The following is a 24676-nucleotide window of genomic DNA, read 5'->3' as shown; positions in this document are numbered from 1 at the left end:
AATACACAATACATTCAGTTAACCACCCATGCCAACTTTACCGATCCTCGTATAACCAACATCGTGATTTACATCAATGCCGGAAGCGCGTGTGTCAGTGACCTTCATGCCTGGCGGAGCATTCTCAAACTGAACAGTAACCTTTCCCTGTGGCTGAGAGGCTGGTCCCTGTTTTATCTGGTAAGGGTTATAGCCTGGTGATGGTACACCCGTACCATAAGCCCCATAGCCACCCGCCCCCCACTGAGCGGCATTCGCGGCAGCGACCGTATCACTCGCTCCATCGGTAAACCACTCGATGATGGGTTTTAGTTTTTCCCACTTATCCTGGAACCATTTAACAACCGGAGCCCAGTTTTTGATAACCATCCCAAGCGGTGTCCAGCCAAACACCTTTTTGATAAGTTCCCATCCGGTTTCAAAATAAGGGCTAACTGTGTCCCACATTTTTTTAAAATAAGGTCCGATGGCATCCCAGTTTGAAATAATAAGACCAGCAGCCAACGCTATTCCTGACAGGATCATCCCAAGCGGCGTCATTGATGCAAGTCTGCTGGCAATAGTGATGGCCTGCCCTACCCCCATAATTCCCAGTTTGAGGGTGGCAAGACCTGCAACAAGTCCCACAACACTACGAATAACCCTCGGATTCTGGTCAGCAAAGGTCGTGAATCTTTCGCCCAAATCACCAAGCCAGATCGTCAGATTTTTTGTGTCACCAGAAAATGCACTACCGATAGCAGCAAGCCCGTTGGTAGCCGTACCTGTCATTGCCTCCCACAGGTTAGCCAGTGTTCCGAGCTGAGCTTCTACACGTTTGTTCAGGCTGGCCTGCTTGTTCATTTTCTGCTGAACCTGATCGTAACCATCCTTACCTTTGTCGATAAGTGCATTAACAACCTGGAGTGTCTCCGCGTCATCACCAAACAACGCCTTAAGTACTCCAGTTCGTTTGACGTCAGTTAATTTGCGTAGCTTTGAAAGCTGCTGGAACATATTGTCCAGACCGCCAAAGCCTCCTTTACCGTCAGTAAAATCAAGGTTTACCCCAAGTTTTTGACGATCAAGAATTTTATTTACACCTTTAACTTTTTTGACATCAAGACCCGACTGAATGACTTTTCTCAGGGCGTTACCAGCAGATTCACCCTGCATACCCATCTGGTCCATCATCACGCTGATTGGGGCCAGCCCCTGTGCGGCTTTCAGTCCATCCTTGTTTACCATCTTCAGTACAGAGCTGGTCTTGGTGAAGAACGAGAGCATGTTGGTATCATCAACACCAAGATAGAATGCCTTCTGTATGGTATCGAACAGCCCCATCATGTCATCCGAGGCAGTTCCTGTTGCGTCCTGCATTTTTGCTGCAAACTCAGCAGCCGCTTCAGGTGTCTTTTTCAGTTGCACAGCAAGATAGGCTGTAGCCTTACCCACTCCCCCGAGGATGTTCTCTGCCGGAATACCCTGACGGACAAGCATCTGCATCATGTTCTGGAAATCAGCCGTCGTGCCCGGTAACTGATTACCAAGCCCGACAGCAAGTTTATTGATTTTTTCGAAACTGTTGCCGACCTCACCATTGGCCTGCATCATCGCCACTTTCAGACCTGTGGCCGCATTCTCCTGATCTGCATAGGCTTTGAGGGATACTGTCAGCCCTGCCGCCAGACCACCAGCAAGAGCAATCCCTCCTTTTGATGCCTCTTCAGCCTGGCGTTTAAAACCACGAATGTTTTTCTGCATTCGAGAAAGCGCAGGGGAAAGTTTATCCACGCCTGTGATTAGCGCCTTTAATTCAAACTCAGCCATTGCGATGCTTCTCCTGCTCTATTCTGTTTGCCTGGCTGACCAGTAAAGGGATCTCACTGATAGGCATATTCAGCAATTCAAGAGGATTGATGCGCCAGTAACTGGCGCAGTCAAAATAGCGGTCGGTGAGATACTCCGCCGTCAGCCCTGGAGGAAAAAACCGGCAATCAGCCAGCCAGCAGAATTCAGGTCTCCTGGGGACATCTGATCAACAGTGCTCAAAGGGACATTTGCCAGCCTGACAATGTATTTCGCAATAATGTGTGCCTGAAGCTTGATCGACTCATCCTGGTTCATCTGGTAGGGATAACCCAGTTCACGAACGTCTTTACCCGTGGGGTCGTTGAATTCCAGGACGCCGATCGTTTCTCCATGCGCAGTGACAGCTTTTACCAGCGGAAGCTCTTTCATTACTGGTAATCTCCTTCTTCTCCGTGGAATTCAAGGTCAGCCGTGCCTTCTTCGGCGTTGTGGTTGGCTTCACCGTGCAGCCAGGCAGACGACAGAACATAGACCTGACCATTCGCTAGCTCAGCAGTAATTGTCATCTGGTCTGACGTAGTGATCTTGCTGACTGGAAAATTCTGAGGCACTTTGAAAGTGCCTTTGATGTATGGTGCGCGGTGTGTCTCTTTACGATCCACTGAACCGTCCTGGCCAATGACATCATCATTGACCGTCTTGTTCATCGAAACTTCAATGCCGCCTGTCAGCGACAACTGCTGGCCGTCAATTTTGAAATAACAAGTACCACCAATGCGCGACATTATGCGGACTCCTCTTGATACTGAAGACGGAACTGGTTAAGCAATGCGAAGACACGCAACTGGTTAACGTAGTCAGGTGGGTACAGCACGTTGATGCGGGTCGGGTAATTAGCATCGCGCTCAACGATCAGATATTTTTTGAACAGTTCATAGTTTTCTACTATGCCTTCACGCTCCATCTGGCGATATGTCGCCAGCAATTCACCCTTAATAACCGCAGGCGTTACGATGGCCTGGCCAGGGCCAAAGCGTGTACCGTCATTCGCCAGCTTATGACGCCCGTACTTGCTGGTGATCACCGATTTAAGACGACGGAGGACATACGCGCTGGTATGCAGCGTTTCACTGTCCAGATAGCTGTCATCCGCCACGCCATAGGCATTTTTCTTGTACGTGGTGATATCGCGCTGAGTACGCAGCACACCACCTTCTGCTTTCGCAGTAGCGATACCGTGAGTCAGTAATGACTGCTGTTCGGTACTAATAAATCGCTTACCCTTCGGAGGCGGAAGCATCCCGGTAAGCTCGCCCGTTTGCGTCGGGCGTGCAGGGTCTATACGCAGGAACACTGCAGCCCTGGCTGTACGGCTCGCCGCCAGCTCATCGGGGCACGACTGCACCGCTTTTTCATAGCCTGCCAGCGTCACATGCGGGTCGTTGAACATATCGCCAACGGTGATCAGGTCACTTATCGCAGCGATTTTAGACGTATACACGTGCCCGTAAATCTGGCGTAACCAGCTCCAGCGACCACTGGTATCGTTCATTTCCAGCGTGAACGTGTTCATAGACGCGGTGTCGTTGAACGGGTGTCCAATATAGTCGAACGGTTCATCCCCCATCGCTGCAATGGTTCCTGACAATACCGGCGCACCCGCTCCAGCCACACCCGCTGCAATAGCAATAAGAATGCCGGCAGGAAGCACTTCACCTCCACTGAAGCCGTAGTAGTTCAGTGTGATCGGAATATCGTTTGCCCATGTTCCTTTATGGCGGGCCGTAAGCGTTACAACACCTGCAGCAGCAGATGCGGTAAACGGCGTTTGCCCGTCAGCAGTAATGGCGGCGGCAATGGCAGATGCCACAGCAGAGGTATCATCACCAGTGGTAACGTTAGCCTGAATACGTCTGCGTCCAATGTACAGACTGACAACACCGGACTCCGTGGCCGCGCCAGTTACTGTCAGCGTAAACGTTGCGGCTGTGCCAGTATCAGGTACGGCAATCACCCATAACTCACCAAATGGATCGGTGAGCCGGTAGGCTTCCACCATACGCGCCATCTGACTGCCTGCACCGCACTGCTGGATCGCGTAGTCTTTCGACGGCATAAAGACCAGTTGATTCGTGGCAATATTTGCCCCGGTATTCGCATGACCAATCAGCAGCGATGGGGCACTGGTTTGCGCTGTATTTGCCGCACTGTTGTCCATTTCGGCGTAGAAAAGCGGTACGCGGAGATCGGACGGAATGTTATTCATGGATACAGTCATTTAGTGACCACCTTATTATCCGGTTTACCGCCTTTTTCCGGCTGACCAATTTCGATATCACCGTCGATTTCACGACGGAACCAGTACTGGTTCGGTTCGACGTTCCGCCCTTCTACAGGCAATAAGTCGCCCCGGGCTGGGTCATGAACTGACCGCCCGTCTTTGGGTTTCACAAACATGGTGTTCCTCAGTCAGGAAGAGTAATTTCTGTGTGATGTTCGATCACATCATCAGGCCCATTGCCAGGGTTAATAAAATCCACATCGATTGAGAGTGTTTTAAAATCATCCAGGTCGTTTAGCTCGCCCTGCTGCCGCGTGTCGTCTTCACCCAGTTCGTTTTCGACGACAAAGTCGAACTGATAGCTCAGTTCATGGCGGTTTACATCAAGGAGCGAGCCTCCGCTGTAGGTGATCGGATTCCCGCGTTCTTCCGGATTCCAGCCCAGCAACGCTTTAAACAACATCTGACGGACATCATGAACCACATCATAAGATGCAAACTGGCCGCGTTCGTCACGTCCGTTGCTGACAAACACGATCACGGAAAAACCTTCAGTCAGCGTCTGCCAGTAATCCGTCTGACTTTTCTGCTCCCCAGGTGAATCATCACCAGGAACAACATAAGCTGCCGGGAGTTTCATCTTGCCGACTTCAGGCAGGTCCTTAAACTGCGCCGCACCCGCAACACGATTTTCGAAAACAGGACATCGGGCGCGAAGCGCAGCAATAACAGGGGTGAGTTTCATCAGCGACGTTTCTCCGGTTTAAGCGACTGGCGAAGTTCACGCAGAAGGTAATAGCGCGTCCACGGGCTGTTTTTTTCCAGCGTTTCCACCATGAAGTTATTTCGCGGAGCCAGCCGCCAGCCGCTGCCGCCAGAAGCACCGCGCTGATGACTGCGACGACGTTTTGCGCCACCACGAACACCATAGAAAAGAAAGGCTGGGTAAAAATCGCCCGTGATAAGCCGGTTTCCCTGACCGTTACGCTGGTTAGGTGCAATGCGGGTCATAAAGCCGGGGCGGTTTTTACTTGCCCTGGGGACCATAAAGCCGATTGATTTTGCCAGGCGTCCACTTTGATAACCGGGGTTTTCACCTGGTTCAGATCGGCCCCGGCGCATCACCAGACGGCGGGCGTCACGCATATGGCGCTGACCAATATGAATAAATGCGCGGCGGACACGGGCCCGGTTGAAGCGCATCTCCTTCGGTTGCTGAAAATCAACGTGAAAAAAGGGAGTTGCCACTACTGTTCCCTCCTGATGTCGCTGGCTGAACGCCAAGCTCGGTACACTCAAGCAGTAAAAATCGCCGCTTGCTGTTCAGATCCCGCGCACGATGCACACGGAACACCATATCACCCTGCACCACCTCGAAATCTGAGGTGATGCCACTGCGCCAGCGAATGGTGATGTAATGGGTGATTGCGTTGTCGGTCTGGGCCGTTTCCTGATACGTCGTCGCGCTGGTCTGTACCACCTTTGCCCAGGTATAAAACGACACCGGGTAAGTCGGCTCCGTGCCCATATCATCTGACGGCGTGTCGACGCGCTGGCGGATCATCACCCTTTTATCGAGTTCACCAGGATCAGGCAGCAGGTACGTTGCGCTGGTTTGAGTCTGTCGAAGTTTCATAACGGGATAAACCGGTAAGGGCCAACAAGCCAGGTATATGACTGTGGCATTTCCATTTTTTCGACTTCAGAAACAGATGAACGATTCTCATAAAAATGGGTTACCAGAAGCAGCATCCCCAGTTTTATATCGTCAGTCATGACCAGACCCTCTGGATCAGCGTCGGAGAGGTCCGATTTTTTCGCATAAAGATTACGATTCAGGAATGACTCGGTTCTGGACTGTACAGCACCGCCAATCATATTCAGCAGCTCGTCTTCCTCTGCATAATCATCTTCAAGCCGGAGCTGCCGCTTAATTTCACTCAGGTCAAGCAGCATAAGAATCCTTATGCCCGCCATACAGCAGGCATAAAAAAACCGCTTTCGCGGCGTCATTTGACAGTGGTAAGAATTACGCTGGTTTTCCCACCAACGCTTTAATCGCTGCAGTATCTTCCAGAACACAGTCAAAGCGGTGGAAGGCCAGAAACGCCGTCTGATCAAACTCAGCATAACGTTCGACCAGTCGCTTCAGCGTCATATAGTTAAGGCGGCGAATAATGAATCGGTCAAAATCGCCCAGGAAAGCGAATTTTTTACCCGCTGCGGCACTGTCGATAGCCTGGTCGATAACGTAGGGAATATTCAGGATAGTTGCAGGAGTGCCACCAGCAACGTCAGGCAACCACAAAGGTCGGTTCTGACCATCAACCATCTCCTCGATCACCTGTAACGTCGAATCGTTGAAAGCCCAGCGGAATTTAGGACCACCGCGATAAGCCGGGTCGATTGCATGTTTCAGTTTGTTCATTTCCTGCCAGGTGAATGCAGCCGCCGCAGCGGTGTTCACCGTACCCGTCACCGATGTAACCAGTCCTTTTGGCTGAACAGGTGCACCTGCGCCAGAGCCCTGAACCAGGTATCGGGCTTCACCACGAGAGATACGCTGACCAATGCGAGCCGAAAGGTATGCCTCAATATCCACGCCACTGTCCTGCAGAAGCTCGTTTGAGACACGGATGATTTTAGAAGAAAGCTTTTTAGCACCGAGAATTGCAGTACCAAAGGTCACATCCTCTTCGGTAGTTTCGGTATTTTCACCCAGGAGCTCCCCTTCTTCCGCAGTACCGTCAGACGTTGACCAGGTAATATCCTGTCCATTAGAGGTATTAAGGATCTGCGCAACGCTGGCAATGCCGCCATAGGCTTTCATCGAGTCGACGATTTTATTCAGCATCTGCGTTGGCACTGTGTAACCGCCTTTAGCATCGGGTGAAGTACCCTGCGCACGTAATTCTTTGAGTGCCTGACGTTCTTCAGAAGATAGTTCGCTGAAACCGTTACGCAGAAACTTATCAAACGCTACAGCGCGACGCTCTGCATTCTGATTTTCCGGAGAACTGTTACGCTGCTGCCGATGTCCTTCTTCCTGCTCTTCAACATGGGTTTGGTCGAGGCGACGAAGCTCTTCTACGCGACCAATCTGCTCATCGAGTGCATCCAGTTCTGATTTAGCAGTATTCCACTGGTTGCGCTGCTCATCAGTCCAGGTGGCATCACCAATCTTTTCGTGCAGGGCACGCATGTCAGTGGCGATGGTGTTACGTTTTTGCTTCAGTTCATGCAATTTCATGTTTTTTCCTTACGCGTTAAGAAGAGTCAGCAGGCGCTCACGCGCCATTCGTTGGTTAATGGCGTTCTTTAGCGCACCGCTTTCGCGCGCTTCCTGCCAGGCTTTCATGGAACGGATGCCAGAATCTGCCTCCTGATACGCCGGGTAAGTCACCGGGCTGACATCGAAGAGGCGTGAAAAACGGTTAATTTCACGAATAACAATCCCTTCATCGTCCTGATACCAGTTCTCGCCATCGTGAGCGATCCGGAATGCGAAAGATGACTGATTGATATCGCCACGCATCATCGGGGCCAGTACGAGATCACGAATGGTCTGGGTATCAGGGGCAGCGATGTCATAGCGGAGTCCTTTATCATCAACACTCACACTCAGTGTTCCTGAGCTACTCCGGCCAAGAATAAAATTGGGGTCATGGTTAAACAGGCCCCGGATATCGTCACCAAGCACATCATCAAACGCACCGGGTTTAATGATTTCCCGAAATCCCCATAGCGGTTCTGATCGGCTGTTAAATACCGACCCATAACCGATAATGCGCGTGGGCTGATCCCCCTGCTGATCGGCACGGACTTCACCGCTGTAACAGCGAATCTCGCGTTCACTCATCGGTTTTTTCCTCTTCGGTTTTGGTTTGCTTAAAATCAGCAGCAGGATTAGCGGCATTAACGCTGACAAGCATTTCATCCAGTCCATCAACGGGATTCATATCTTCGAAAGCGCGGGCTTCATTGCGACTCATCCAGCCATCAGTAATAGCAAAGTGATAGAACTGTGCCCGTTCCTGCGGTGTGCCGCGAAGCAATCCCGTCAGGTTGAAACGGACGTAATAGCCTGCGGCCAGTTCCGCACGGGTAAACAGGCGGCGGTTAAGTTCCTGCTCCCAGTTCGTCACCCAGGGCATCATTGAGTAGCGTACGAACTGGATCGCCTGCTGTGTAATGTTGCTGAAGGTGGCTTTTTCGAGGTCATTAATCATGTGCGCGGGCACGTTGAAAATCCCGGCAATCATTGATCGGTTGAGTTTTGACATGTCGATGACCTGCGCATCGATCGGTGACACGGTCAGCGCTTTATAATCGAGGTCTGCGGGCAACAGCATGGTTTTATTTTCCTGGCTGCGCAGCGCCTGAGCCGCTTTCTTCCATTGCTCCTTCAGCCAGCCCCAGCTTTCTTTATTGAGCCCACTCTTTACAGTAACGATCCCGGCTGGCCTGGCGTTACCACTGAAAAAGCTCTCGGTATACTTCTGCCCACTCATGCCCATACCAATCGTTTCGGCATGTTGCATCACCGGGCTTAACCCCATTTTCTGGTTATTACCCAGCGCGCGGATGTGGATCATGTCATCAGGGCTTATTGCGAACGCACCCTCTTCGTTGTAAAGACCATAGGTATAACGACCGCCTGTTTTTAACAGGGTTGTTTCCCACGGCATACAGCAATCAAGTGAGAGCACCTCACCACGACGGCTACGCTTGATCCGCGTATACCCGTTTCCCCAGCCGAGGATATGGCGCTGCTTTAACTCGCGCCATTTATAGCTGGTCTGCCAGGTGTTCGGCTCATCATGTACCAGGTAAAAAGCAGGGTGATCCCGTGCAGGTTCAACTTTGCCATTATGCTTACGCATAACATGCAATGGCATCTGAGCGAGATTTGAAGAAAGAACATAGATACAGGCGTAAACTGCCGCCAGTTTCATCGCGGTTTCAGGACTGACATAAACATCAGCCCTGAACAAGCCATCGGTATCAACCGCATCACCTGTTACTGGTGTGGCAGGATTCTCAAGTGATTCGCTTCGAAATAAAGCATCAAGCAGCACGTTTCCCCCTTCTGGCAATAGCCAGTGCGGCCACCAGCAGTAGTCCACCGGAGAACATCAGAGCCGGGGCCAGGCCAAACTGCAGGTAAAACCCAGACGTGAGCAGGCCGTAACCGGTTAGCCCGATTACATCAGTGATAAGTGATTTCATAGAATTAAGAGGTCATCGTCCGGATCAAGAGATGAAAGGAAATCGCCAGGCTCTTTAAGCATTGCCCGCCCGATTGCCATAATCAGCGCAACAGCGCCGTCGATCTTGTTTTCGTTCTGCTCTTTGATAGGTTTAACCACATCGTCGTTACCCGGAAGGTATTTACCGACAACATTGCTGATACACCAGTTCATGATCGGGTTTCCATCGTGATGAAATCGTCCCGACTCAATTGCTGCCTCCAGCTCTTTCATCGGGTCAGACATGTTGGTGTAGTTCTGAACAATGGTGATGGGGTTTAGTCCCTCATCAGCAAGGTCATGGGAAAGACCTGTAGCGCCAAATGGATCGATCGGTGACTCACTTACCGGGTTTAATTTGTTTGCCGCTTTAGCCTCTTCGAGGATATAGCGATAATCAACCTCTGCCCCATCCGTTACCGTCAGCAAACCCATCTCAACCCATTTCTGGAAACGCTCAGCTGTGCGCCGATCCTCGTTTCTGTCTACGCTGTAGACCGTGTCGTAAGGAACCCAGAAACGCGGAGCAATGCAGTAGTAATGTATTTTCCCGTCGATTTCCCTTGTGAACAGACGAGGCATGCTGTTCATGTCCAGTTTGCGAGCCAGGTCAAATGCAAGCACGCACGGCTGCCCCTCAAACTGTTCCAGCGTCAGCGTTTTATCCTCGCAGTTCTGCCAGGATACCAGGTTAAAGAACGCGGCTCTTGCAGCAACCCAGATGTTGAGATGTTTCGTTTTAAACACACCAGCCTGACGAGCGTTGTTTATCGCTCGCTGTTGCTGGCTGAGAAGGAAATCACGGTATACCGAGACCCCCATGTTGGGGTTGGCCTTCTCCAGCACCTTCGGATCTGTCCAGTCGTCGCCTTCATCCACTGTGTAAATAACACCAAACAACTCTTCGTTTGGAACAGAAGCGTTGAGCATTTCAATCACTTCACGGCGTTTGTCGTAGCATGGTCCTTCAATGTTGTAGCCTGCTGTAGTGATGGCCCACATCAGCGGCTGGCGACGAGCCCCCATGCCTGTGAGCATGGTTGTGTAAAGTGAATCCGTGGGGTGCTCATGGTATTCATCGACGATGGCACAGTGAGGGGATGCCCCGTCACCTGGGTTGCCAATCAATGGCTCAAAACGCGCACCATCTTCCGGGCGGTTAAGGTTTGAAGCGTTTACTTCAATACCGAAAGCCTCCACCAGCAGTGGCGTACGCTTGCACATCAGGCGAGCGGGTCTGAAAACCTCCCATGCCTGTTTTTCAGTTGTCGCGCCGGAATAAACTTCCGCGCCGAATTCGTTATCGCAGGTGAAGCAATACAAAGCCACACCAGCAGAGATCGCTGACTTCCCGTTCTTACGCGGTATTTCCGTATAGACCTCACGGAACCGTCGCAGCTTAGTACCTTTCTGCACCCAGCCAAATGAGCAACAGACAATGAACAGTTGCCACGGCTCCAGGGTGATCGGCATCCGTTTGAATGCCCACTCACCCTTTGTATGTGGCAGCAATTGAATAAATTTCGCAGCCTTTTCCGCCATATCCTTGTCGAAGCGATACCGGAATTTTCTGCTCTTCTCCTGCGCCATATCGTCAATGTGACGCTGGCAGGCCTGAATGACATACTGACACGCCGTAATTTTTCCCCGCACAACGTTGCGGGCATACTGATTCGCGGCGTTAACGTTGGGGTACGATTTCCGGCTCATGAGTTAATCATCTTCAGGAATGGGTTGGAGGTTTTCTTCTGCCCGGCGAGACCGATCAAACGCTGGCGGCTGCTGGGATCAAGACCCAGCATTGAACCGGTAGAACTCATCTCCGATTCCTGTTCTTTCTTGGCGGTGAGTTCGGGATTCTTAATTTTTCCGCCCATTGCACCAACAATTGAGAGCCCATCTCTGGCGATGTTTTTAACAGCACGACGCCAGAATTCATACGCCACACACCAGCGCTCAAGTACCGCGAGATCGGTAACACATAAAAGCCCCTGACCACATAACTCTTTCGTTGTCAGTTCCCACATGATTGTTGCCAGGGGCATACCGTCATCTTCAGAAAACCACTCCGGCACTGTTACACCCTTAATTGGTGTGAAAACTGGTTCTTCTTTATTCAGGGCTCGCTTGCCGGGGTTTCCAGCCAGTTCCTTGCGCGCCGTAGGCTTGGGGCGACGCCCGGAACGCCCCGCCGTTCCAGCCATAAGCGACACTCCTGGTTAAATTTGATTTTTTGCGGGTAAAAAAATTCGAGGAGGCGGGCAGTCCGGAAGGCAAGGGGCTACAGAGATTTGACCTCCCCCCCTAGCTTATGATGACACTTATTCTCACTTGAGCCGCTCGCGCGCGGTTTTCGCCGCATGACACGACCAACACAGGCTTTCAAGGTTGCTGTCTTCATCGGTACCGCCGTGAGCCTTCGCCTTGATGTGGTCAACACACGAAGCCTGCTTCACAATCCCCTGACGTAGATGGTTCTGGCAAAGAACTTTATCGCGCTTCAGTATGCGGACGCGTATGGCTTCCCACTTCGCCCCATATCCACGCTTTTGACGGGATTGACCCGGTTTATAGGATTTCCATCCTTCGCCTTTATGTTTTTCACAGTAACCGGATGGGTCTGTAGTGGTGGAGCGGCAGCCGCGAACACGGCAGGCTTTTGGCGTTCGTGGTGGCATTTTGATCCCAATAAAAAAGCCACTAGCATATGCTTGTGGCTTCAGATGGTTAGATGACTATTTGCTAATTACAATAATTTAGGTAATAGGTAATGGCCTTAATAGGCAGCCTGAGTGGCCCTGCTGCACACCATAACCTTCTAATGCAAAGTAGCCCTGAAGACGATATCCCCCTTTATGCCAATAGAGGTGCCTTTCATGTGCTCCGCTAACTTGAATTAAAAGAGAGGAAGAATTAAAACTATTAAGAACCTCGCCTTCCTTTAAGGGAGTGAAATTATCAACCCAGAAAGTAAGAGTCGCAGTGACATTAAATTTACTTTCCCCATCACACTCAGCATATTCGCAATCATCACTATCAAATTGAATGTTTAAGTATATTTTTTTGAAATTATTTTCTTCCAAAAACCTTCTAAAATCTTCAGCATTCTTCGACAAAGGCTTTAGGTAACATGCATTCGTGTGGGCCTTCTTTGCAGGAAAAGATAGTTCTTTCGAAACTGAATATGCTTTCCATGCAAAAAACGCTGCCACAACGCCCACTAATAAACCTAATAAAGCCATTATATCGCTAATAGTCATAGTCACCTCACCTTATAAATGACCATATCATGCATTATCAAAGGCGATCAGTGAATACTTTCTTTAATGACTATCCTTTTGGCAGGGTGACGGAAGTTGGATGCTGGCAGTTTGCCAGCCACGCTTTGTTATGCGCCAAGATGTCTTTCTTCGTCTGGCGGTCCATAACATCGATGTCGTGATCAGTCAGGTAGATTGGCTTTACCCAGTCACACGCGGTATCAACCACCACCGGGACGCTTCCACGTGTCACGCAGCTCGCGATCAACATCGTCATCAGGCATGCGGTTAACAGTCTGCTGTACATTGCTGGCCTCTTTCGTTGCTTCTACCCGGCGTTCGGCTACTGCTTCAGTGGCTGCGGCCTTTTCTTCAGTGCGCTGCTGGTCTGCTTTCGCTTCCGCTTTGCTGGTTCCGCGTGAATGACCCAAGCCAAACGCGGCAGCGATAGCAGCAAATACTGCTACAACGAGTCCGGTGATCATCTCAAGCGTCATATAACCACCCGTTCCTTTACCCAGCCATAAACAAACGCCTCGTTCGCGCTGCGCTGTTCTGCCAGTTCGAGATAACGCTGACCCTGGCTGCAATTCAGGGCCCGGAGCATAACCAACTCGCCCTCTTTTCCGCGCCGGGTAAGATAGCTTTTTAACGCGCTGATCGTTCGCGGGCCGATAAAACCATCTGCAATAAGATCGGGATAGAGCGTGCCCTGAATGTTGAACACGTTCAGCCAGCGCTGGAACCATTTGGTCTGCACCGATGGGCCCATGTTAACGCCGGTATCGCACAGTTCTGCGGCGATGGCTGGTGATACCTCATAAACAAGATCAAAGCGTGGCCCTGTCCAGTAGTCAGCCGTCAGGATATCCAGCGCCTGCTGGCGGGTCAGGTTTCGCATATCCCCGGTGAATCCGTGGGCGCGAGCTACCGCTTGTGTGATCCCCCAGTTAGTTGGACCGCCCTTATCGTCAGGGTGATTAACGTAGCCGCCCTCTTTACCGAGGATGGCATTAAAAATTTCGTCTTTGGTCATGTGAATGCCTCAGGACGTCAATGATGCGTGCTACGTTTCCACGAGCCCAGAGAACGGCGGCGCATATCAGGACGTTCACCAGCACCACGAACCAGTGTGATTCATGGTACAGGCCGAACAGGTAACGAAAAGGGACGCTGGCGTATACCAGCACCGTGAAATAAGCCATCAGCGATACCAGAGGGCGATGTCTCGCCCCGCCGCGCTGGTAGAACATCAGGGCAACGACAATGACTCCACAGATAAGAGCGTTTGCCATTGCACTCGGATCACTTGTTACCATTGCTGGCCCCTCCTCCACGTAAGCGAGAGAGAATTCCAAACAGGCTGCCCAAATCCTGACTGTTGACGAACGTCAGCAGCTTGATCGCCACCGCAGCAACGATTACCGCACCCAGCGCATCAAGCGGCCTGTCGCTGTAGCCCGTCCACTTTGAGAAGTACGAACCAAGCAGAGGCGCACCGATAACACCGAAGATGAATGATGTGATGAAGTAGCCCACCAGCTTAAGTCGACTGATGTTTACCGCTGTAGCGACGTAGAACACCGCACCAGCGAATGCGCCGAACACCACACCGTAGTCTATGCCGGTTGCCAGGCCAAACATGCTGGCCCCCATCAGACCACCAGCCGCTACCGTAGTGCCAGAAACAGGATCGGACATTTAGCCCCCTCTTATTGCCGTGACTCCTCTCAGAACGAGGGGAATAAAAAAGGCTGCCAATAGGCAGCCTCGATAAAGTATTGTTGATTAAAGATTTTGTTTGGCTTTTTCCCAGTCCTCTTTTAAGAGTAACTGCATTGCTAAAACGAATTTATTCAGATTTTCATTTACTTTTACTGAATCCATTTCCGTTGACGTTTTAATCATATGTTCAGAATGAGTCTTAAGTTCTGACATTATTTCAACTATCTTGTCGTGGTCCTTTCTACTCGGGTTCAACATCATTCTTATCCGAGTTGACTGAAGTACTAGTTTAATAAATGAATCATTTAAAGCGTTTTTCGTTGAAGTTAACTGTTGCCCTGAAGTTTTCGCGTGCACTTCGTAAACAAGTCGCTGACTCAGAACAATATTTTCATAAACTGTAGAGACGAATTCGGCAGAAGCCTCTCGCAGATCTTTTATCCAAACTAATCTATTAGCTGAAATTACTTGAGCTTTACGCCCTTCCTCAGCAATTGTGATTTGTGTCTTTCGACTTTCTTCAAAATCTTTAAACTGTTTATCCCTGTCTTCGCGCATGGTTCTATTATTGTTTTTAATTGACCACCAAGCAATTGCCGCAGGTATAGCTGAAGCGATGATAGCACCTGCCACACTCGCTGTAATAGTATCCCAGCCAAAACCAGAATTAGTTGTCACATTAAGATGGGGTATTTTTTCAATTAATAACCCTAAAGAACCATTGAGCGGGAACGGAATACCTTGCCAAGCCATAACGCCTCCTTTTTGAGGCATCATAACAAAAAACCCGCACTGTTGGCGGGTTTCATTTATTTGTTGCTCAGTTCGTTTTAACGTCCCGAGCTTATCACAATTTAAGCACTTTCTTGCTCACTCTGCAACTTAAATCTGTCGCCATTTGTGCCAAACGCATCACAAAGTGGAGCGTACAGGATCGATTCTGCCAAACTTACCCATGTGTCAATGCGTCGGCGGCATGTGATTAGGGTCCAGTCAGGGTGTTTTGAATTAAGCTCGTTGGCCATCTGCAGTTTGCTCTTACGCAGCCGGTGACGGTCAACTATTACGCCATATAAACCACGGTATTCATCATTCATCAGAACCGAAGCAATAACACCATCCACCTTAAGGCCTTCTTCGTCTGAGCAGAAAGCGAGTCCTGTTTTGTTTTTGCTGTCTAAGATTTCGCGCAGGTAAGCTTCCAGCTCAGGTTTAGTGATGCCGGATTTCTTCATTCGGCGCAACGCATCGTTGATTGCGGTCTTGGTGATTTTCCCGGATGCCAGCAGCTGGTTGAACATGTTTCCGCCTGAACCACCACCGATGTATGACCAGCGGCCCCACATGCGGAGCTTGCCCTGTACCCAGATGCTTTCGAGAGTGCGAAGGCGAACCATCTCGCCGGATTTGCCAACTTCTGAAGGATTGATCATGTTGCGTCTCCACTTACGCCAGTGCGCCTATTGCCAGCGCACGATCTAAAAACCGAAACAACAGCGTTAACTGGTCGCCGTGCTTCGCTTCAAATGCCACAGGATCAGCGTGCAACTCGTCGTGATGCGCTCTGCACAGCGGTATCACGAACAGGTCATGCGCTTTGGTACCCATTCCGCCCTGCCCGTGGCCTATCAGGTGGTGGGGGTCGTCTGCCGGGTTATTGCAGCAACTGCACTGCTGCGACTTCACCCAACGGGTGTACTTCTCGTTCTCCCAGCGGCGGCGCTTTGGCCTCAACATGAAAGATTCAGGTGATTCAGGATCGACCTTCACCGAGACTATCTTCTTAACTTTCTCCTGGAGGATTTCAGTTGCCGGTAATGACGGAACAATATCGCTTTCCCGCATCACTGAGGTGTGCGATTCAGGCTTAATCCGTAGCGCCTGGTTAGCCACTGATTCAGGAATCAGGTCAGCCAGATCGTTACGTACCATCCACCAGCAAAACTCCGGCAACGTCAGGGTGTGGTCAGCGCTGAAACCCAGCATGATATTCACCCTTTCCTGCAGCCATTTTACCAGGTTCTGCATGGCAATTCCTGCCAGTCTTTCAGTGGTTTGTTCACGCAACTGGTTATCGCATCCCCAGCACAGTCGAATACTGCCGGGGGCGTGGCGTAGCAGTGTGAAGTCCTTTGAGTGCCATTCGTTGTGCGGCCACTGACATTCGAATTTACGTTCCAGCCAGGCATCAAGGCCACTCAGTCCACCAGCACGCTGAATAACCCGCTCGTTCAGGAAAAGTTCCTGCATACTTACATCATCTTTCAGTGGCTGGTGAGCTTCAGGAATCAGCCCAGATGGCAGATGCTGGATGGCTTCCGAAGGAGTTTCAATCACCACCCGGCCACGACGAAACAGCCACAGCAGTTCGTTTCCAGGGCGGAACAGAACTACCCCGGACATAGGCGCAACTTCAGGTGTCAGTATGGCTCTCACGCAATTTGCCCCTTAGCAATATGTTCAGCCCACAGGCCGCCAATCCAGCGCACGCCCTTTGCAGTAAAGCGGGACTGATTGAATGCGTAGTTAGTCTGGTTGGTGGTCCCTGTCTTAACTTCGAAGCGCCCTGCTTCGATGTGCTTGCTCTTTGGTGTAAGCACACGGTTTAACCGGTACATGATGCCGTTCTCAATGAGGAACATCGCGAACTCTGGTTCTTTGGCGTTCAGGAGTTTAGCAACCTGCCGGAACGTCATTGAGCCAGTGGCTTTGACGTAGCGATCAACAAATTCAGCCTTAGGCGCTGCTATGGCCAGTTCTTCACTCAGGCGTTGCTTCTGTTCGGCAAGATCGGCAGCGAGGCGAAGTGCTTCAGGAAGTGTTTGCGGTACCACCATCCCGGCCCCGCTCTCCAGTTCCTGCCAGCGGTCAACCAGACGGGCGGTAAACTCCGGGCACAACTGCGCGACGATCACATAGCTGTCTCGCTTGTTAACTTCGTAGTAGTGGTAAACCTGCTGGTTCTGAGGGTGGGTGTACTGCAATGCAGCATACCCCCCAATTACGCCAGAATTCATGAGGCGCTCGATGGTCACACATACGTTGCTGTGGCGTGAGTCGACCAGCTTTGCAATCTCACGGCTGGACATCGTTATTTGCTGCCCCATCGCTCCGGCGTGGTGGCTCGGACACATTACGGTGATATTCATCTGATTCATGCTCTTCTCCACTTTTCAGGCGGCTGCACCCGCCAGAGGTTCATGTTTCTTGATCGATATCTCTACTCGTCCACCGGGTACTTTCGGGCCCCACTCCACCAGCATTCTCTGCACCTGGCTGTCATCCTCCCAGATGCCAGCGTGCGTAAGCGCGTCAAACAGAGCCTTGTTGTAATTATCGATGTCGCGGCGGCGTGCATCTGGCGGAAAGAGAAGGATCTCCACCGCAGCTGGTGATGATGATGGTTTTGGAAGGCAACGCAGTTGCTCAATAATCGCTGCGCATGCCGCACTCTGATATGCCCTGCCTTTCTCACTGATAAGATGGCGGCCTTTTAACGGCCCCTTGTTAGGGGCTCGCCAGTAGGTGTTTACGCTCGGGGGAAACGGGAGAATCAGTCTCATGAATCAACTCCATATCGCCCGTTTAGGCGCCCAATTACGCTATTGAACATCACTAGGCTTACGCCCATCGGTTTTACCTTCTCGTGGTACTCCTTCAGGATCGGAGGTACAACGACGTTCCAGCTTGGCTTCGGCTTCTTCTTCAGTGCTTTCTTAATGGCATCAGAGCATTGACGGGCAACGTCACGCACCGCATTCTCCTGCTCGGTTGATAGCTTCTTCATGCTGCATGCTCCCGATTATTTGTGACCGGAACAGCAACACCGGGAATCAACTCGACTGCAGCTGACTCGGCCTGATTACCCCAGTGGTCCCAGCCAGGCGCACCACAGCGGCTGAAGAGTTCAATGCGCGGAACGTCACCGTAAAGCTTCTCCAGACGGAAGCGCGCCTCTGCTGGCTTTTTGCTGTGCTCACCGAGTGGGCTGTAGATAACTTGTTTGATGCTGGCGCACTGGCGTTCCAGTCCATTCCCCCTGGTGGCGATCAGTATGTCCTCGGTATTGGCTCGGGTGTAGTTGCCGCCGTTCATGCGCGTCTGCGCGTTTAAAAGGTTGAGAAAGTCGTAAAAGTCCTCCACTCCACCAGCCTGAAGCGCTTTGTTGATGTGCTGCTCAGCCAGCTGGTTGAACTTAACCCAGGTGAAGCCCTTCATCGTGCGGACCTTAAAGCCCCACGCCTCAGCCAGTTCGATTGCCTCGCGGGTATGCGTGCCGGTGAACCACATGGCCAGAACAGCATCATCGGCAGCAAGGTCCCACACTGGAAGACGCTTCATGTCGATCAGCTTCATTGTGCCGTAGTGATTTGTAGCCGCGCCGTTGCTGACGGTGTTGCCGTATTCCCAGGCTGGGTCAGCGTAAATCAGAGAGTATTTCATCAGACGTTCCTCGCTCTGCCAGCCAGACACCAGCCATCGCCGGTGGTTTTAACCCTCGGCGCCATGCTCAGGCAGCGCTTACGCTCTTTGAGAATTTTGGCTCGCATGGTTTCGTTCTTTGAGCGATTGAATGCCTCCATCAGAACGGTCGCAGCACGCAGATAAAGCCCCTTGTCAGATAACTCTTTAGCCTTGTCCATCATCGCAATGACAGCCTGGTTTGGTGCTGTTTCCTGTTTTGGCTCAGGAATTACTTCAGCTTTTTCGATCGGTGCGCGTGGGATGATCGGCCCAATAGGTCCTGTCGGAGCTTTTGCGTAGTAACGGAAGTTAGGACGCACACTTTTGCGCTCAGCGCGGTTAAGCATGACCAGGCGGCATACCGCACGCTGAACACTGTGCAATGCGTACTCCGGGAGTGCTGCGGCGATCTGCTTGTTCGTCAGTCCAGGGTTATTGGCAACGAACATCTGGATTGTTTTGAGAAAGCTCATGAGTTCGCTCCTCTGAAACCGTTGGGGACTTTGCTGTAGTCAGTGTTCTGGAAGCTGGAACGGAATACGCCATCTTCGCGGGCCCACTCACCGTTAACACGGGCTGGTCGGCCAGCTTTGGCCCAGTTGTTCGCAGATTTCAGGTAGCCAGGGAACTTGGACGGCTGGAACAACGTCTGTGGCCTGAGGTAATCGGACATCTTCAGGTCATTGCCCCACTTCGCGTTGCAGTAGTCCACCACCAGCGTAAGCTCTTCCACGGTGAACCCTTCACCAATGCGGGCGCGGATGTTTTGTAGCGAGGTGGTTGAAACCTGATACCGGGAGTTAGTCACCTGATTCAGGTGAACCAAAACCTGTTTAGCCTGATCGGTGATCAGCACATCACGGTCTGGTTGCGAGGCAACCGGACAAGAAGGGGTTTTAATATCTGTAGTATTCTCTGTTGTATTCTCTGTAAGAACATCGGTGCAATTTGACCTGATGACATCGGCTCGTTTTGACCCGATGGAGAGTTCCACTTTGACCTCTTCCATCGGTTCATTTTGACCTGATGGAAGAGTGCATTTTGAACTCTTCGATTTGGTCACTTTGACCTCATCTAAAAGCTCGCTTTCGTAGTTGATCGTGTAGTAGTTCGTCATGTCGCGCTGAGACTTGTTCAGCTGCTCAACTTTGAGCACGCCGAGGTTCTTCAGGCGGGTGAATGTGCGCTTCAGCGTAGACTCAGACCAGAACGGGAACTGCTCCAGCCACTGCTCGTTGGTGTTGTAAATCCAGCGCACGCCGTCACGCTCCAGTCCGGAGGTGGTTTCTTTCAGCCAGTAGTTCACCTGCTGCAACGCAATAGCCTCGTTCAGGCCAATGCTGTATGCAAGGTCAGGGTTAATCACTATCGGCCGGGATGGCATTAACAGGCTCATGGCAGTCCTTTAACTCTGTAAACTTGCGCTGGAATTGCTCAAGAGGGCTGAAGCACTCATGATCGTACCCTTCGCGAAGGTATATAACGCGTCGAGTCTGTGGCTCCCATCTGATGACGTGGACGGTGATACCTCTGTGGTCTTTGAATCGCCGGTTAAGTTCTCGCATAACGATTTCCCTTTACGACGCCATACACCCACAATTGCCAGCGCTCTACTGTGGTTACACGGAACCCAGCGGCCTGATACCATGCGCTCATACCGAAACGACGAGGTCCCATATACGGGAATTCCCCGTAGTTGCGGAAGACGGTTGTTTACCGTTAAACTGTTCATGCGTTAGTTTCTCCACTGAATCGACACGCCACGACGCCCGGAGCTGCACACTCGCGGGCGTCACCCATTTCTGGAAGGCAATAAACACGAGAAATCAGATTCAGGAACGTCATGAGAGTGACCCTGAATTGATATGCAATATCGTTAAGACTCTGCCACTCGCCTTTATCCACAACGCCATCTTCGATGTAATGGCGGTATGCATTGACCAACTCACCGAGCCGCCCCACCAGCTCTGCCAGCTTCAGGCCAATCTCTTCGTTTTCGTCATCTGGAACAGCACCAGGAACATGTATCCCGTTATCTGTTTCACGGGAAAATGCATCGGCGATATAACTCACACCAGCAGCCTTTTGCAGGACCATCGCCCAACCCATTGGGAAGATCTGATCACCACCAGTACGCAGACGGTTGAACAGTGCATCCTGTGTTACGTCCAGTATTTCGGCTGCTTCCACATATCCACCCGGCAAAGCTGCGATCGTCTTACGAATTGCGGCTACCAGCCAGGCTGGTTGTTTCTCTACCTTCCAGTGTTCATTACCCACGGTTAACCTCTTGATTCTGTGGTTACTGTTTCGAGGATGCCTAGTTAGACTTGCCATACAGCTCAGGACGGAAAGGCAATTTACCCTCGGTGCGATATGCAGCCTCAGCTGCCCTGCCCTTTGGAATCAGTCGCCCAGGTCGATTGCGCCACTGGTAAACCGCCTCACTTGTGATACCGAAAAAAACCGCAACCTTTTCGGTACTGCCGAAATATTTCTCTACTTCATCGGTCGTCATAACACCTCCATTACTAAGTTTGATTAGATATTAAATACCAATCTATCTTTGGTCAATAAAAACTAAGATTAGTTAGTTTTATTTCGGAGAGTGGTGTGAGAATGGAAACGGTTGGGCAGAGAATTAAAGGGCTAAGACGAATAACTAAAACATCGCAGAAGGAATTAGGTAAATTCTGCGGCGTAAGTGATGTCGCTGTCGGCTACTGGGAAAAAGATGTCAATGTTCCAGGTGGTGAGGCATTAGGTAAGCTGGCGAAATATTTCAACACTTCTATTGACTACATTCTCTATGGAACTCAATTTGAAGATAAGTTAATCACTAGCATGAGGAGGCTCCCTGTTATTTCTTGGGTGCAGGCAGGGCGTTTTACCGAAACAAGTCCAGCTGAGATTGTGAGTGAGGCTAATCGGTGGGTCGAGACTGCTCTTCGCGTAAGTGATCGCTCCTTTGCACTTGATGTACAGGGCGACTCTATGACCAACCCTAACGGTTTGCCTACAATCCCTCAAGGAGCAACTGTAATTGTTGATCCTGATGCGGAGCCTATGAATGGCAAAATTGTGGTTGCTCGATTGGATGGAACGAACGAAGCGACAGTAAAGAAACTCGTCATAGACGGGCATCAAAAATTTCTAGTTCCGCTAAACCCACGCTACCCAAACATTCCCATTAACGGCAACTGCATCATCATCGGTGTAGTTAAAGGCGTTCAGTACGAAATCTAAGTGTCCCCCACCTTCAAAACACCAAACTAAGAAAAGCTTGGTTTTCCCTCTTGACCAGAAAGCTAAGTTAAATTAGATTCATTCCATCGACAGCGAACAGGCAGGACGCCCACGAAGTAGCCGCCGGTGGCGTATGAATGACCGGATGATTCGCAGGTAACAAAAAAAAGCGCCCATAGGACGCTTAGCTCTTTAACAATCTGGATATCCCAACAGCTTACCTTGGTCTAGGTACAGGTCGGGGCTTTGGCGGAATCTGACTGTCTGGTTGCGGACCTTCATAAATGTAGTGAATATCTGCACCACATTTTTTCTCAGGAGGTCTAGGGTGAGGCGGTACATGAAATGGTTCTACTGGTCTACTCATTTTTTTCCTCTTCGCTTTTTCTTTCGACTGGGTAGCCACCAGATAATCTCGACATCATGCACTCCTTCCATGTCATGTCACGCTTAACCTCAAGATCAAAGTAAAGACAGGCAACGATGTAAGCAGGGTGTTCAAGAGTGCGCCAAGGATTGCTGTCAGTATTTTGAACAGAGATGTATTGAGCCTGTAATTCTTCATCTGATAAAGACGGCGCAGAAACAAGCAATTTTTTATATTGCTTCATTTGCTCCTTTGAAATACCGGCTTCCTCTCCATAGCGGTATACGAGTTGGAATACAGACAATGCGGCAACTACCACACCAAAAAAGAAATAATTACTAAATGGAGCAAAAACAGAAAACCCCAAAACGATTAAAACTAAAGTAATACACTTATCAATTCTTGAAAGCAGCGTGTAATTCATTCTTTCAAGAATGTAAGAGTAATAAATATTGAAGTTTAAGTCGTCTCTGCTCATTTTATTCTCCATTCACCCTTATTTTTTATCAGGGTGTTGCGGTTTTGGAGGTGGTTCATGCTTCTGCGGCGGTTTTTTTGGCGGCAGATGCTTTTCCTCATAATCGTAAGCCATCTTTCAGCTTTCCTTCATGTTGTTGGGGATATCCAGATTAACTCAATTCTTGTTGTTGGGGAATGACAAGATCCACTGAGCCTGATGTGGTGAAAAGACAGGCAGCAGTTGCAGTACGGTAATTGGCACATGTTCCGCAGCGGTCCGGGGATTCTTAGGCAGTATCCCGATCCAGCGGGTAGCCGGAATGTGCAAGCCAAGCGAGTACGACAGCCAGAGACGTTTCACCCGCGTGGCTGGTGTGATAACACGGAAAATACGAGGATAGCTTAAGCGTCCAAAAGGACGCTACGTGCTTAAAACTACTCTGAGGTAGTTAAGGGGGACACCTTATTTACAGCGTAATTACCGAAAGCAAACAGGAAGACGAACATACATCCCGCGGTAATAAGGAATGCTTTAAACGTTTTCCAAAAGTCGTCAGCTTTTGTCAATGGGTCATCTAACATTGTCAGAGCATCAAATAGGAGAGCGCAAAAGATACCGATAACTATGTATAACAGAATTAAGAAAACAGCAGCCACTCTTGGACGTGGTGTAGGTTCTGAAAAAGAAATCAATACCCTATTGGTTCGTTTGAAGGAGAGTATCAATATGACTAAACAGACGAATACCCAGCCGAATAACGCAATCATTATATCAAGGCTAAAATTACTTAATGTCAATTTACCTAACAATCCAGCATATAGAATAACGCCAAGCACTGAACAAATAGAACTGAGCATAAGGCCACGTATGCCTTCATAGTATTGATCATTACCTTCAAAAGGAACTTCTAGTCTTTTCTGGTAATGACTCCAACTTACTGATAGTGTTTTATGTTCAGATAATGCCCGATGACCTTGTCATGCAGCTCCACCGATTTTGAGAACGACAGTGACTTCCGTCCCAGCCTTGCCAGATGTTGTCTCAGATTCAGGTTATGTCGCTCAATGCGCTGAGTGTAACGCTTGCTGATAACGTGCAGTTCTCCCTTCAGGCGTGATTCATAAAGCGGCCAGCCATCCGTCATCCATACCACGACCTCAAAGACCGACAGCAGGCTCAGAAGACGCTCCAGTGTGGCCAGAGTGCGTTCACCGAAGACGTGCGCCACAACCGTCCTCCGTATCCTGTCATACGCGTAAAACAGCCAGCGCTGACGTGATTTAGCACCGACGTAGCCCCACTGTTCGTCCATTTCAGCGCAGACAATCACATCACTGCCCGGTTGTATGCGCGAGGTTACCGACTGCGGCCTGAGTTTTTTAAGTGACGTAAAATCGTGTTGAGGCCAACGCCCATAATGCGGGCGGTTGCCCGGCATCCAACACCATTCATGGCCATATCAATGATTTTCTGGTGCGTACCGGGTTGAGAAGCGGTGTAAGTGAACTGCAGTTGCCATGTTTTACGGCAGTGAGAGCAGAGATAGCGCTGATGTCCGGCAGTGCTTTTGCCGTTACGCACCACCCCGTCAGTAGCTGAACAGGAGGGACAGCTGATAGAAACAGAAGCCACTGGAGCACCTCAAAAACACCATCATACACTAAATCAGTAAGTTGGCAGCATCACCGTCTTTTCTTAGACATTACGTTGACCCTTTATTGTTATCTTAAAGAATTAGAGAGAACAAAAATATAATCGGAAATGAAGACAAAATCTTTAATTATATTTTTGATTTTTCGCGCTGTGCAGAGCGCATATAACACGGAGAAACTA

At 50.3% G+C, this 24676-nt stretch carries 39 protein-coding genes; 1 reads left to right on the top strand and 38 read right to left on the bottom strand.

Annotated features, from left to right (window positions below; translation table 11 throughout):
• Positions 1 to 18 precede the first annotated feature (18 nt).
• The 35 genes from HV346_RS08925 to HV346_RS08760 all read right to left on the bottom strand — a co-directional run bounded on the left by HV346_RS08925 (position 19) and on the right by HV346_RS08760 (position 21288).
• Positions 19 to 1809 carry a phage tail tape measure protein gene (locus HV346_RS08925; protein WP_181623147.1) on the bottom strand — a complete coding sequence of 597 codons (1791 nt, stop codon included), beginning with the start codon at positions 1807 to 1809 and terminating at the stop codon, positions 19 to 21.
• Positions 1802 to 1984 carry a hypothetical protein gene (locus HV346_RS23525; RefSeq protein ID WP_346010423.1) on the bottom strand — a complete coding sequence of 61 codons (183 nt, stop codon included), beginning with the start codon at positions 1982 to 1984 and terminating at the stop codon, positions 1802 to 1804. The genes HV346_RS08925 and HV346_RS23525 overlap by 8 nt, the downstream gene beginning before the upstream one ends.
• Positions 1951 to 2220, bottom strand: coding sequence for a phage tail assembly protein (locus HV346_RS08920; RefSeq protein WP_181623146.1), 270 nt, complete (start codon positions 2218 to 2220; stop codon positions 1951 to 1953). Before HV346_RS08920 ends, HV346_RS23525 begins: the two co-directional genes overlap by 34 nt.
• A complete protein-coding gene (locus tag HV346_RS08915; RefSeq protein ID WP_181623145.1) occupies positions 2220 to 2576 on the bottom strand; it encodes a phage tail tube protein in 357 nt (118 codons plus the stop codon). The genes HV346_RS08920 and HV346_RS08915 overlap by 1 nt, the downstream gene beginning before the upstream one ends.
• A complete protein-coding gene (locus tag HV346_RS08910; protein WP_181623144.1) occupies positions 2576 to 4069 on the bottom strand; it encodes a phage tail sheath subtilisin-like domain-containing protein in 1494 nt (497 codons plus the stop codon). Before HV346_RS08910 ends, HV346_RS08915 begins: the two co-directional genes overlap by 1 nt.
• Positions 4066 to 4248 carry a DUF2635 domain-containing protein gene (locus HV346_RS08905; protein WP_181623143.1) on the bottom strand — a complete coding sequence of 61 codons (183 nt, stop codon included), beginning with the start codon at positions 4246 to 4248 and terminating at the stop codon, positions 4066 to 4068. The genes HV346_RS08910 and HV346_RS08905 overlap by 4 nt, the downstream gene beginning before the upstream one ends.
• Positions 4249 to 4256: 8 nt before the next feature.
• A complete protein-coding gene (locus tag HV346_RS08900; RefSeq protein WP_181623142.1) occupies positions 4257 to 4817 on the bottom strand; it encodes a hypothetical protein in 561 nt (186 codons plus the stop codon).
• The gene (locus HV346_RS08895) at positions 4817 to 5320 is read right to left on the bottom strand and encodes a hypothetical protein (RefSeq protein ID WP_181623141.1); all 504 of its coding nucleotides are present in this window, start codon (positions 5318 to 5320) and stop codon (positions 4817 to 4819) included. Before HV346_RS08895 ends, HV346_RS08900 begins: the two co-directional genes overlap by 1 nt.
• Positions 5295 to 5708 (bottom strand): phage head closure protein, encoded by a 414-nt coding sequence (locus HV346_RS08890; protein ID WP_181623140.1) that lies wholly within the window; start codon positions 5706 to 5708, stop codon positions 5295 to 5297. The genes HV346_RS08895 and HV346_RS08890 overlap by 26 nt, the downstream gene beginning before the upstream one ends.
• The gene (locus tag HV346_RS08885; protein ID WP_181623139.1) at positions 5705 to 6028 is read right to left on the bottom strand and encodes a head-tail connector protein; all 324 of its coding nucleotides are present in this window, start codon (positions 6026 to 6028) and stop codon (positions 5705 to 5707) included. Before HV346_RS08885 ends, HV346_RS08890 begins: the two co-directional genes overlap by 4 nt.
• 73 nt (positions 6029 to 6101) lie before the next feature.
• Positions 6102 to 7322: a phage major capsid protein gene (locus HV346_RS08880; RefSeq protein ID WP_181623138.1), complete on the bottom strand. Its 1221-nt coding sequence runs from the start codon at positions 7320 to 7322 to the stop codon at positions 6102 to 6104.
• 9 nt (positions 7323 to 7331) lie between these two features.
• Positions 7332 to 7931, bottom strand: a complete 600-nt coding sequence (locus HV346_RS08875) for an HK97 family phage prohead protease (protein ID WP_181623137.1) — start codon at positions 7929 to 7931, stop codon at positions 7332 to 7334.
• Positions 7924 to 9150 carry a phage portal protein gene (locus HV346_RS08870; protein ID WP_181623136.1) on the bottom strand — a complete coding sequence of 409 codons (1227 nt, stop codon included), beginning with the start codon at positions 9148 to 9150 and terminating at the stop codon, positions 7924 to 7926. The genes HV346_RS08875 and HV346_RS08870 overlap by 8 nt, the downstream gene beginning before the upstream one ends.
• On the bottom strand, positions 9140 to 9301 hold the full coding sequence (locus tag HV346_RS08865) for a hypothetical protein (protein WP_181623135.1): 162 nt from the start codon (positions 9299 to 9301) through the stop codon (positions 9140 to 9142). The genes HV346_RS08870 and HV346_RS08865 overlap by 11 nt, the downstream gene beginning before the upstream one ends.
• Positions 9298 to 11031 carry a terminase large subunit gene (locus HV346_RS08860; RefSeq protein WP_181623134.1) on the bottom strand — a complete coding sequence of 578 codons (1734 nt, stop codon included), beginning with the start codon at positions 11029 to 11031 and terminating at the stop codon, positions 9298 to 9300. Before HV346_RS08860 ends, HV346_RS08865 begins: the two co-directional genes overlap by 4 nt.
• The gene (locus HV346_RS08855) at positions 11028 to 11525 is read right to left on the bottom strand and encodes a phage terminase small subunit P27 family (RefSeq protein ID WP_181623133.1); all 498 of its coding nucleotides are present in this window, start codon (positions 11523 to 11525) and stop codon (positions 11028 to 11030) included. The genes HV346_RS08860 and HV346_RS08855 overlap by 4 nt, the downstream gene beginning before the upstream one ends.
• A 123-nt stretch (positions 11526 to 11648) precedes the next feature.
• Entirely contained in the window at positions 11649 to 11999 is a 351-nt protein-coding gene (locus HV346_RS08850) for an HNH endonuclease signature motif containing protein (protein WP_181623132.1), read from the bottom strand.
• A 78-nt stretch (positions 12000 to 12077) separates the two neighbouring features.
• Complete coding sequence (locus tag HV346_RS08845) at positions 12078 to 12581, bottom strand: hypothetical protein (protein ID WP_181623131.1); 504 nt, start codon at positions 12579 to 12581, stop codon at positions 12078 to 12080.
• A 70-nt stretch (positions 12582 to 12651) separates the two neighbouring features.
• Positions 12652 to 12852 (bottom strand): hypothetical protein, encoded by a 201-nt coding sequence (locus tag HV346_RS08840; RefSeq protein WP_181623730.1) that lies wholly within the window; start codon positions 12850 to 12852, stop codon positions 12652 to 12654.
• Positions 12803 to 13078, bottom strand: a complete 276-nt coding sequence (locus tag HV346_RS08835; RefSeq protein ID WP_065102231.1) for a hypothetical protein — start codon at positions 13076 to 13078, stop codon at positions 12803 to 12805. Before HV346_RS08835 ends, HV346_RS08840 begins: the two co-directional genes overlap by 50 nt.
• Positions 13075 to 13617, bottom strand: a complete 543-nt coding sequence (locus HV346_RS08830; RefSeq protein WP_181623130.1) for a glycoside hydrolase family 108 protein — start codon at positions 13615 to 13617, stop codon at positions 13075 to 13077. Before HV346_RS08830 ends, HV346_RS08835 begins: the two co-directional genes overlap by 4 nt.
• Positions 13595 to 13900, bottom strand: coding sequence for a phage holin family protein (locus HV346_RS08825; protein ID WP_181623129.1), 306 nt, complete (start codon positions 13898 to 13900; stop codon positions 13595 to 13597). The genes HV346_RS08830 and HV346_RS08825 overlap by 23 nt, the downstream gene beginning before the upstream one ends.
• A complete protein-coding gene (locus tag HV346_RS08820) occupies positions 13887 to 14282 on the bottom strand; it encodes a phage holin family protein (RefSeq protein ID WP_016063604.1) in 396 nt (131 codons plus the stop codon). The genes HV346_RS08825 and HV346_RS08820 overlap by 14 nt, the downstream gene beginning before the upstream one ends.
• Before the next feature lie 87 nt (positions 14283 to 14369).
• Positions 14370 to 15059 carry a hypothetical protein gene (locus tag HV346_RS08815; RefSeq protein WP_181623128.1) on the bottom strand — a complete coding sequence of 230 codons (690 nt, stop codon included), beginning with the start codon at positions 15057 to 15059 and terminating at the stop codon, positions 14370 to 14372.
• 101 nt (positions 15060 to 15160) lie between these two features.
• Entirely contained in the window at positions 15161 to 15739 is a 579-nt protein-coding gene (locus tag HV346_RS08810; RefSeq protein WP_181623127.1) for a DUF1133 family protein, read from the bottom strand.
• A gap of 13 nt (positions 15740 to 15752) precedes the next feature.
• Positions 15753 to 16742 carry a DUF968 domain-containing protein gene (locus tag HV346_RS08805; protein ID WP_181623126.1) on the bottom strand — a complete coding sequence of 330 codons (990 nt, stop codon included), beginning with the start codon at positions 16740 to 16742 and terminating at the stop codon, positions 15753 to 15755.
• On the bottom strand, positions 16739 to 17455 hold the full coding sequence (locus tag HV346_RS08800) for a phage antirepressor KilAC domain-containing protein (protein ID WP_346010422.1): 717 nt from the start codon (positions 17453 to 17455) through the stop codon (positions 16739 to 16741). The genes HV346_RS08805 and HV346_RS08800 overlap by 4 nt, the downstream gene beginning before the upstream one ends.
• Positions 17456 to 17479: 24 nt before the next feature.
• Positions 17480 to 17869: a RusA family crossover junction endodeoxyribonuclease gene (locus HV346_RS08795; protein WP_045337005.1), complete on the bottom strand. Its 390-nt coding sequence runs from the start codon at positions 17867 to 17869 to the stop codon at positions 17480 to 17482.
• Positions 17866 to 18093 (bottom strand): hypothetical protein, encoded by a 228-nt coding sequence (locus tag HV346_RS08790; RefSeq protein WP_047716552.1) that lies wholly within the window; start codon positions 18091 to 18093, stop codon positions 17866 to 17868. Before HV346_RS08790 ends, HV346_RS08795 begins: the two co-directional genes overlap by 4 nt.
• Positions 18090 to 18749: an MT-A70 family methyltransferase gene (locus HV346_RS08785; RefSeq protein ID WP_181623125.1), complete on the bottom strand. Its 660-nt coding sequence runs from the start codon at positions 18747 to 18749 to the stop codon at positions 18090 to 18092. Before HV346_RS08785 ends, HV346_RS08790 begins: the two co-directional genes overlap by 4 nt.
• Positions 18749 to 19243 carry a hypothetical protein gene (locus tag HV346_RS08780; RefSeq protein WP_181623124.1) on the bottom strand — a complete coding sequence of 165 codons (495 nt, stop codon included), beginning with the start codon at positions 19241 to 19243 and terminating at the stop codon, positions 18749 to 18751. Before HV346_RS08780 ends, HV346_RS08785 begins: the two co-directional genes overlap by 1 nt.
• The gene (locus tag HV346_RS08775) at positions 19240 to 20166 is read right to left on the bottom strand and encodes a conserved phage C-terminal domain-containing protein (protein ID WP_181623123.1); all 927 of its coding nucleotides are present in this window, start codon (positions 20164 to 20166) and stop codon (positions 19240 to 19242) included. The genes HV346_RS08780 and HV346_RS08775 overlap by 4 nt, the downstream gene beginning before the upstream one ends.
• Complete coding sequence (locus HV346_RS08770; RefSeq protein WP_181623122.1) at positions 20129 to 20335, bottom strand: DUF4222 domain-containing protein; 207 nt, start codon at positions 20333 to 20335, stop codon at positions 20129 to 20131. The genes HV346_RS08775 and HV346_RS08770 overlap by 38 nt, the downstream gene beginning before the upstream one ends.
• A gap of 163 nt (positions 20336 to 20498) precedes the next feature.
• Positions 20499 to 21050 (bottom strand): YmfL family putative regulatory protein, encoded by a 552-nt coding sequence (locus HV346_RS08765; RefSeq protein WP_181623121.1) that lies wholly within the window; start codon positions 21048 to 21050, stop codon positions 20499 to 20501.
• A 40-nt stretch (positions 21051 to 21090) separates the two neighbouring features.
• On the bottom strand, positions 21091 to 21288 hold the full coding sequence (locus HV346_RS08760) for a Cro/CI family transcriptional regulator (protein WP_181623120.1): 198 nt from the start codon (positions 21286 to 21288) through the stop codon (positions 21091 to 21093).
• A gap of 101 nt (positions 21289 to 21389) precedes the next feature.
• On the opposite strand from HV346_RS08760, the gene HV346_RS08755 reads away from it, so the two are divergent.
• Positions 21390 to 22016 carry a LexA family transcriptional regulator gene (locus HV346_RS08755; RefSeq protein ID WP_181623119.1) on the top strand — a complete coding sequence of 209 codons (627 nt, stop codon included), beginning with the start codon at positions 21390 to 21392 and terminating at the stop codon, positions 22014 to 22016.
• A 359-nt stretch (positions 22017 to 22375) separates the two neighbouring features.
• Here HV346_RS08755 and HV346_RS08750 read toward each other — a convergent pair whose 3' ends face one another.
• The 3 genes from HV346_RS08750 to HV346_RS08740 all read right to left on the bottom strand — a co-directional run bounded on the left by HV346_RS08750 (position 22376) and on the right by HV346_RS08740 (position 24475).
• Complete coding sequence (locus HV346_RS08750) at positions 22376 to 22861, bottom strand: hypothetical protein (protein WP_181623118.1); 486 nt, start codon at positions 22859 to 22861, stop codon at positions 22376 to 22378.
• A 156-nt stretch (positions 22862 to 23017) separates the two neighbouring features.
• The gene (locus HV346_RS08745; RefSeq protein ID WP_181623117.1) at positions 23018 to 23203 is read right to left on the bottom strand and encodes a hypothetical protein; all 186 of its coding nucleotides are present in this window, start codon (positions 23201 to 23203) and stop codon (positions 23018 to 23020) included.
• 574 nt (positions 23204 to 23777) lie between these two features.
• Positions 23778 to 24475, bottom strand: a protein-coding gene (locus tag HV346_RS08740; protein WP_249415132.1) for an IS1 family transposase whose coding sequence is annotated in 2 segments (ribosomal slippage) — positions 23778 to 24226 and positions 24226 to 24475 — 699 coding nt in all. Because the reading frame shifts where the segments join, the coding sequence is not laid out codon by codon here.
• Positions 24476 to 24676: the final 201 nt, after the last annotated feature.

Origin of the sequence: Enterobacter sp. RHBSTW-00994 (genome assembly GCF_013782625.1) — a bacterium.
In the GTDB taxonomy this organism is placed as follows: domain Bacteria; phylum Pseudomonadota; class Gammaproteobacteria; order Enterobacterales; family Enterobacteriaceae; genus Enterobacter.
Note: the sequence above shows the minus strand (reverse complement) of the source record. Positions and strands in the feature narration are given on the sequence as shown.

Coding starts and splice junctions, on each gene's coding strand:
- HV346_RS08925 (WP_181623147.1), bottom strand. CDS start 1,809: ATGGCTGAGTTTGAATTAAAGGCGCTAATCACAGGCGTGGATAAACTT.
- HV346_RS08920 (WP_181623146.1), bottom strand. CDS start 2,220: ATGAAAGAGCTTCCGCTGGTAAAAGCTGTCACTGCGCATGGAGAAACG.
- HV346_RS08915 (WP_181623145.1), bottom strand. CDS start 2,576: ATGTCGCGCATTGGTGGTACTTGTTATTTCAAAATTGACGGCCAGCAG.
- HV346_RS08910 (WP_181623144.1), bottom strand. CDS start 4,069: ATGACTGTATCCATGAATAACATTCCGTCCGATCTCCGCGTACCGCTT.
- HV346_RS08905 (WP_181623143.1), bottom strand. CDS start 4,248: ATGTTTGTGAAACCCAAAGACGGGCGGTCAGTTCATGACCCAGCCCGG.
- HV346_RS08900 (WP_181623142.1), bottom strand. CDS start 4,817: ATGAAACTCACCCCTGTTATTGCTGCGCTTCGCGCCCGATGTCCTGTT.
- HV346_RS08890 (WP_181623140.1), bottom strand. CDS start 5,708: ATGAAACTTCGACAGACTCAAACCAGCGCAACGTACCTGCTGCCTGAT.
- HV346_RS08885 (WP_181623139.1), bottom strand. CDS start 6,028: ATGCTGCTTGACCTGAGTGAAATTAAGCGGCAGCTCCGGCTTGAAGAT.
- HV346_RS08880 (WP_181623138.1), bottom strand. CDS start 7,322: ATGAAATTGCATGAACTGAAGCAAAAACGTAACACCATCGCCACTGAC.
- HV346_RS08875 (WP_181623137.1), bottom strand. CDS start 7,931: ATGAGTGAACGCGAGATTCGCTGTTACAGCGGTGAAGTCCGTGCCGAT.
- HV346_RS08865 (WP_181623135.1), bottom strand. CDS start 9,301: ATGAAATCACTTATCACTGATGTAATCGGGCTAACCGGTTACGGCCTG.
- HV346_RS08860 (WP_181623134.1), bottom strand. CDS start 11,031: ATGAGCCGGAAATCGTACCCCAACGTTAACGCCGCGAATCAGTATGCC.
- HV346_RS08855 (WP_181623133.1), bottom strand. CDS start 11,525: ATGGCTGGAACGGCGGGGCGTTCCGGGCGTCGCCCCAAGCCTACGGCG.
- HV346_RS08850 (WP_181623132.1), bottom strand. CDS start 11,999: ATGCCACCACGAACGCCAAAAGCCTGCCGTGTTCGCGGCTGCCGCTCC.
- HV346_RS08845 (WP_181623131.1), bottom strand. CDS start 12,581: ATGACTATTAGCGATATAATGGCTTTATTAGGTTTATTAGTGGGCGTT.
- HV346_RS08840 (WP_181623730.1), bottom strand. CDS start 12,852: ATGTTGATCGCGAGCTGCGTGACACGTGGAAGCGTCCCGGTGGTGGTT.
- HV346_RS08835 (WP_065102231.1), bottom strand. CDS start 13,078: ATGACGCTTGAGATGATCACCGGACTCGTTGTAGCAGTATTTGCTGCT.
- HV346_RS08830 (WP_181623130.1), bottom strand. CDS start 13,617: ATGACCAAAGACGAAATTTTTAATGCCATCCTCGGTAAAGAGGGCGGC.
- HV346_RS08825 (WP_181623129.1), bottom strand. CDS start 13,900: ATGGTAACAAGTGATCCGAGTGCAATGGCAAACGCTCTTATCTGTGGA.
- HV346_RS08820 (WP_016063604.1), bottom strand. CDS start 14,282: ATGTCCGATCCTGTTTCTGGCACTACGGTAGCGGCTGGTGGTCTGATG.
- HV346_RS08815 (WP_181623128.1), bottom strand. CDS start 15,059: ATGGCTTGGCAAGGTATTCCGTTCCCGCTCAATGGTTCTTTAGGGTTA.
- HV346_RS08810 (WP_181623127.1), bottom strand. CDS start 15,739: ATGATCAATCCTTCAGAAGTTGGCAAATCCGGCGAGATGGTTCGCCTT.
- HV346_RS08800 (WP_346010422.1), bottom strand. CDS start 17,455: ATGAATATCACCGTAATGTGTCCGAGCCACCACGCCGGAGCGATGGGG.
- HV346_RS08795 (WP_045337005.1), bottom strand. CDS start 17,869: ATGAGACTGATTCTCCCGTTTCCCCCGAGCGTAAACACCTACTGGCGA.
- HV346_RS08790 (WP_047716552.1), bottom strand. CDS start 18,093: ATGAAGAAGCTATCAACCGAGCAGGAGAATGCGGTGCGTGACGTTGCC.
- HV346_RS08785 (WP_181623125.1), bottom strand. CDS start 18,749: ATGAAATACTCTCTGATTTACGCTGACCCAGCCTGGGAATACGGCAAC.
- HV346_RS08780 (WP_181623124.1), bottom strand. CDS start 19,243: ATGAGCTTTCTCAAAACAATCCAGATGTTCGTTGCCAATAACCCTGGA.
- HV346_RS08775 (WP_181623123.1), bottom strand. CDS start 20,166: ATGAGCCTGTTAATGCCATCCCGGCCGATAGTGATTAACCCTGACCTT.
- HV346_RS08770 (WP_181623122.1), bottom strand. CDS start 20,335: ATGCGAGAACTTAACCGGCGATTCAAAGACCACAGAGGTATCACCGTC.
- HV346_RS08760 (WP_181623120.1), bottom strand. CDS start 21,288: ATGACGACCGATGAAGTAGAGAAATATTTCGGCAGTACCGAAAAGGTT.
- HV346_RS08755 (WP_181623119.1), top strand. CDS start 21,390: ATGGAAACGGTTGGGCAGAGAATTAAAGGGCTAAGACGAATAACTAAA.
- HV346_RS08750 (WP_181623118.1), bottom strand. CDS start 22,861: ATGAGCAGAGACGACTTAAACTTCAATATTTATTACTCTTACATTCTT.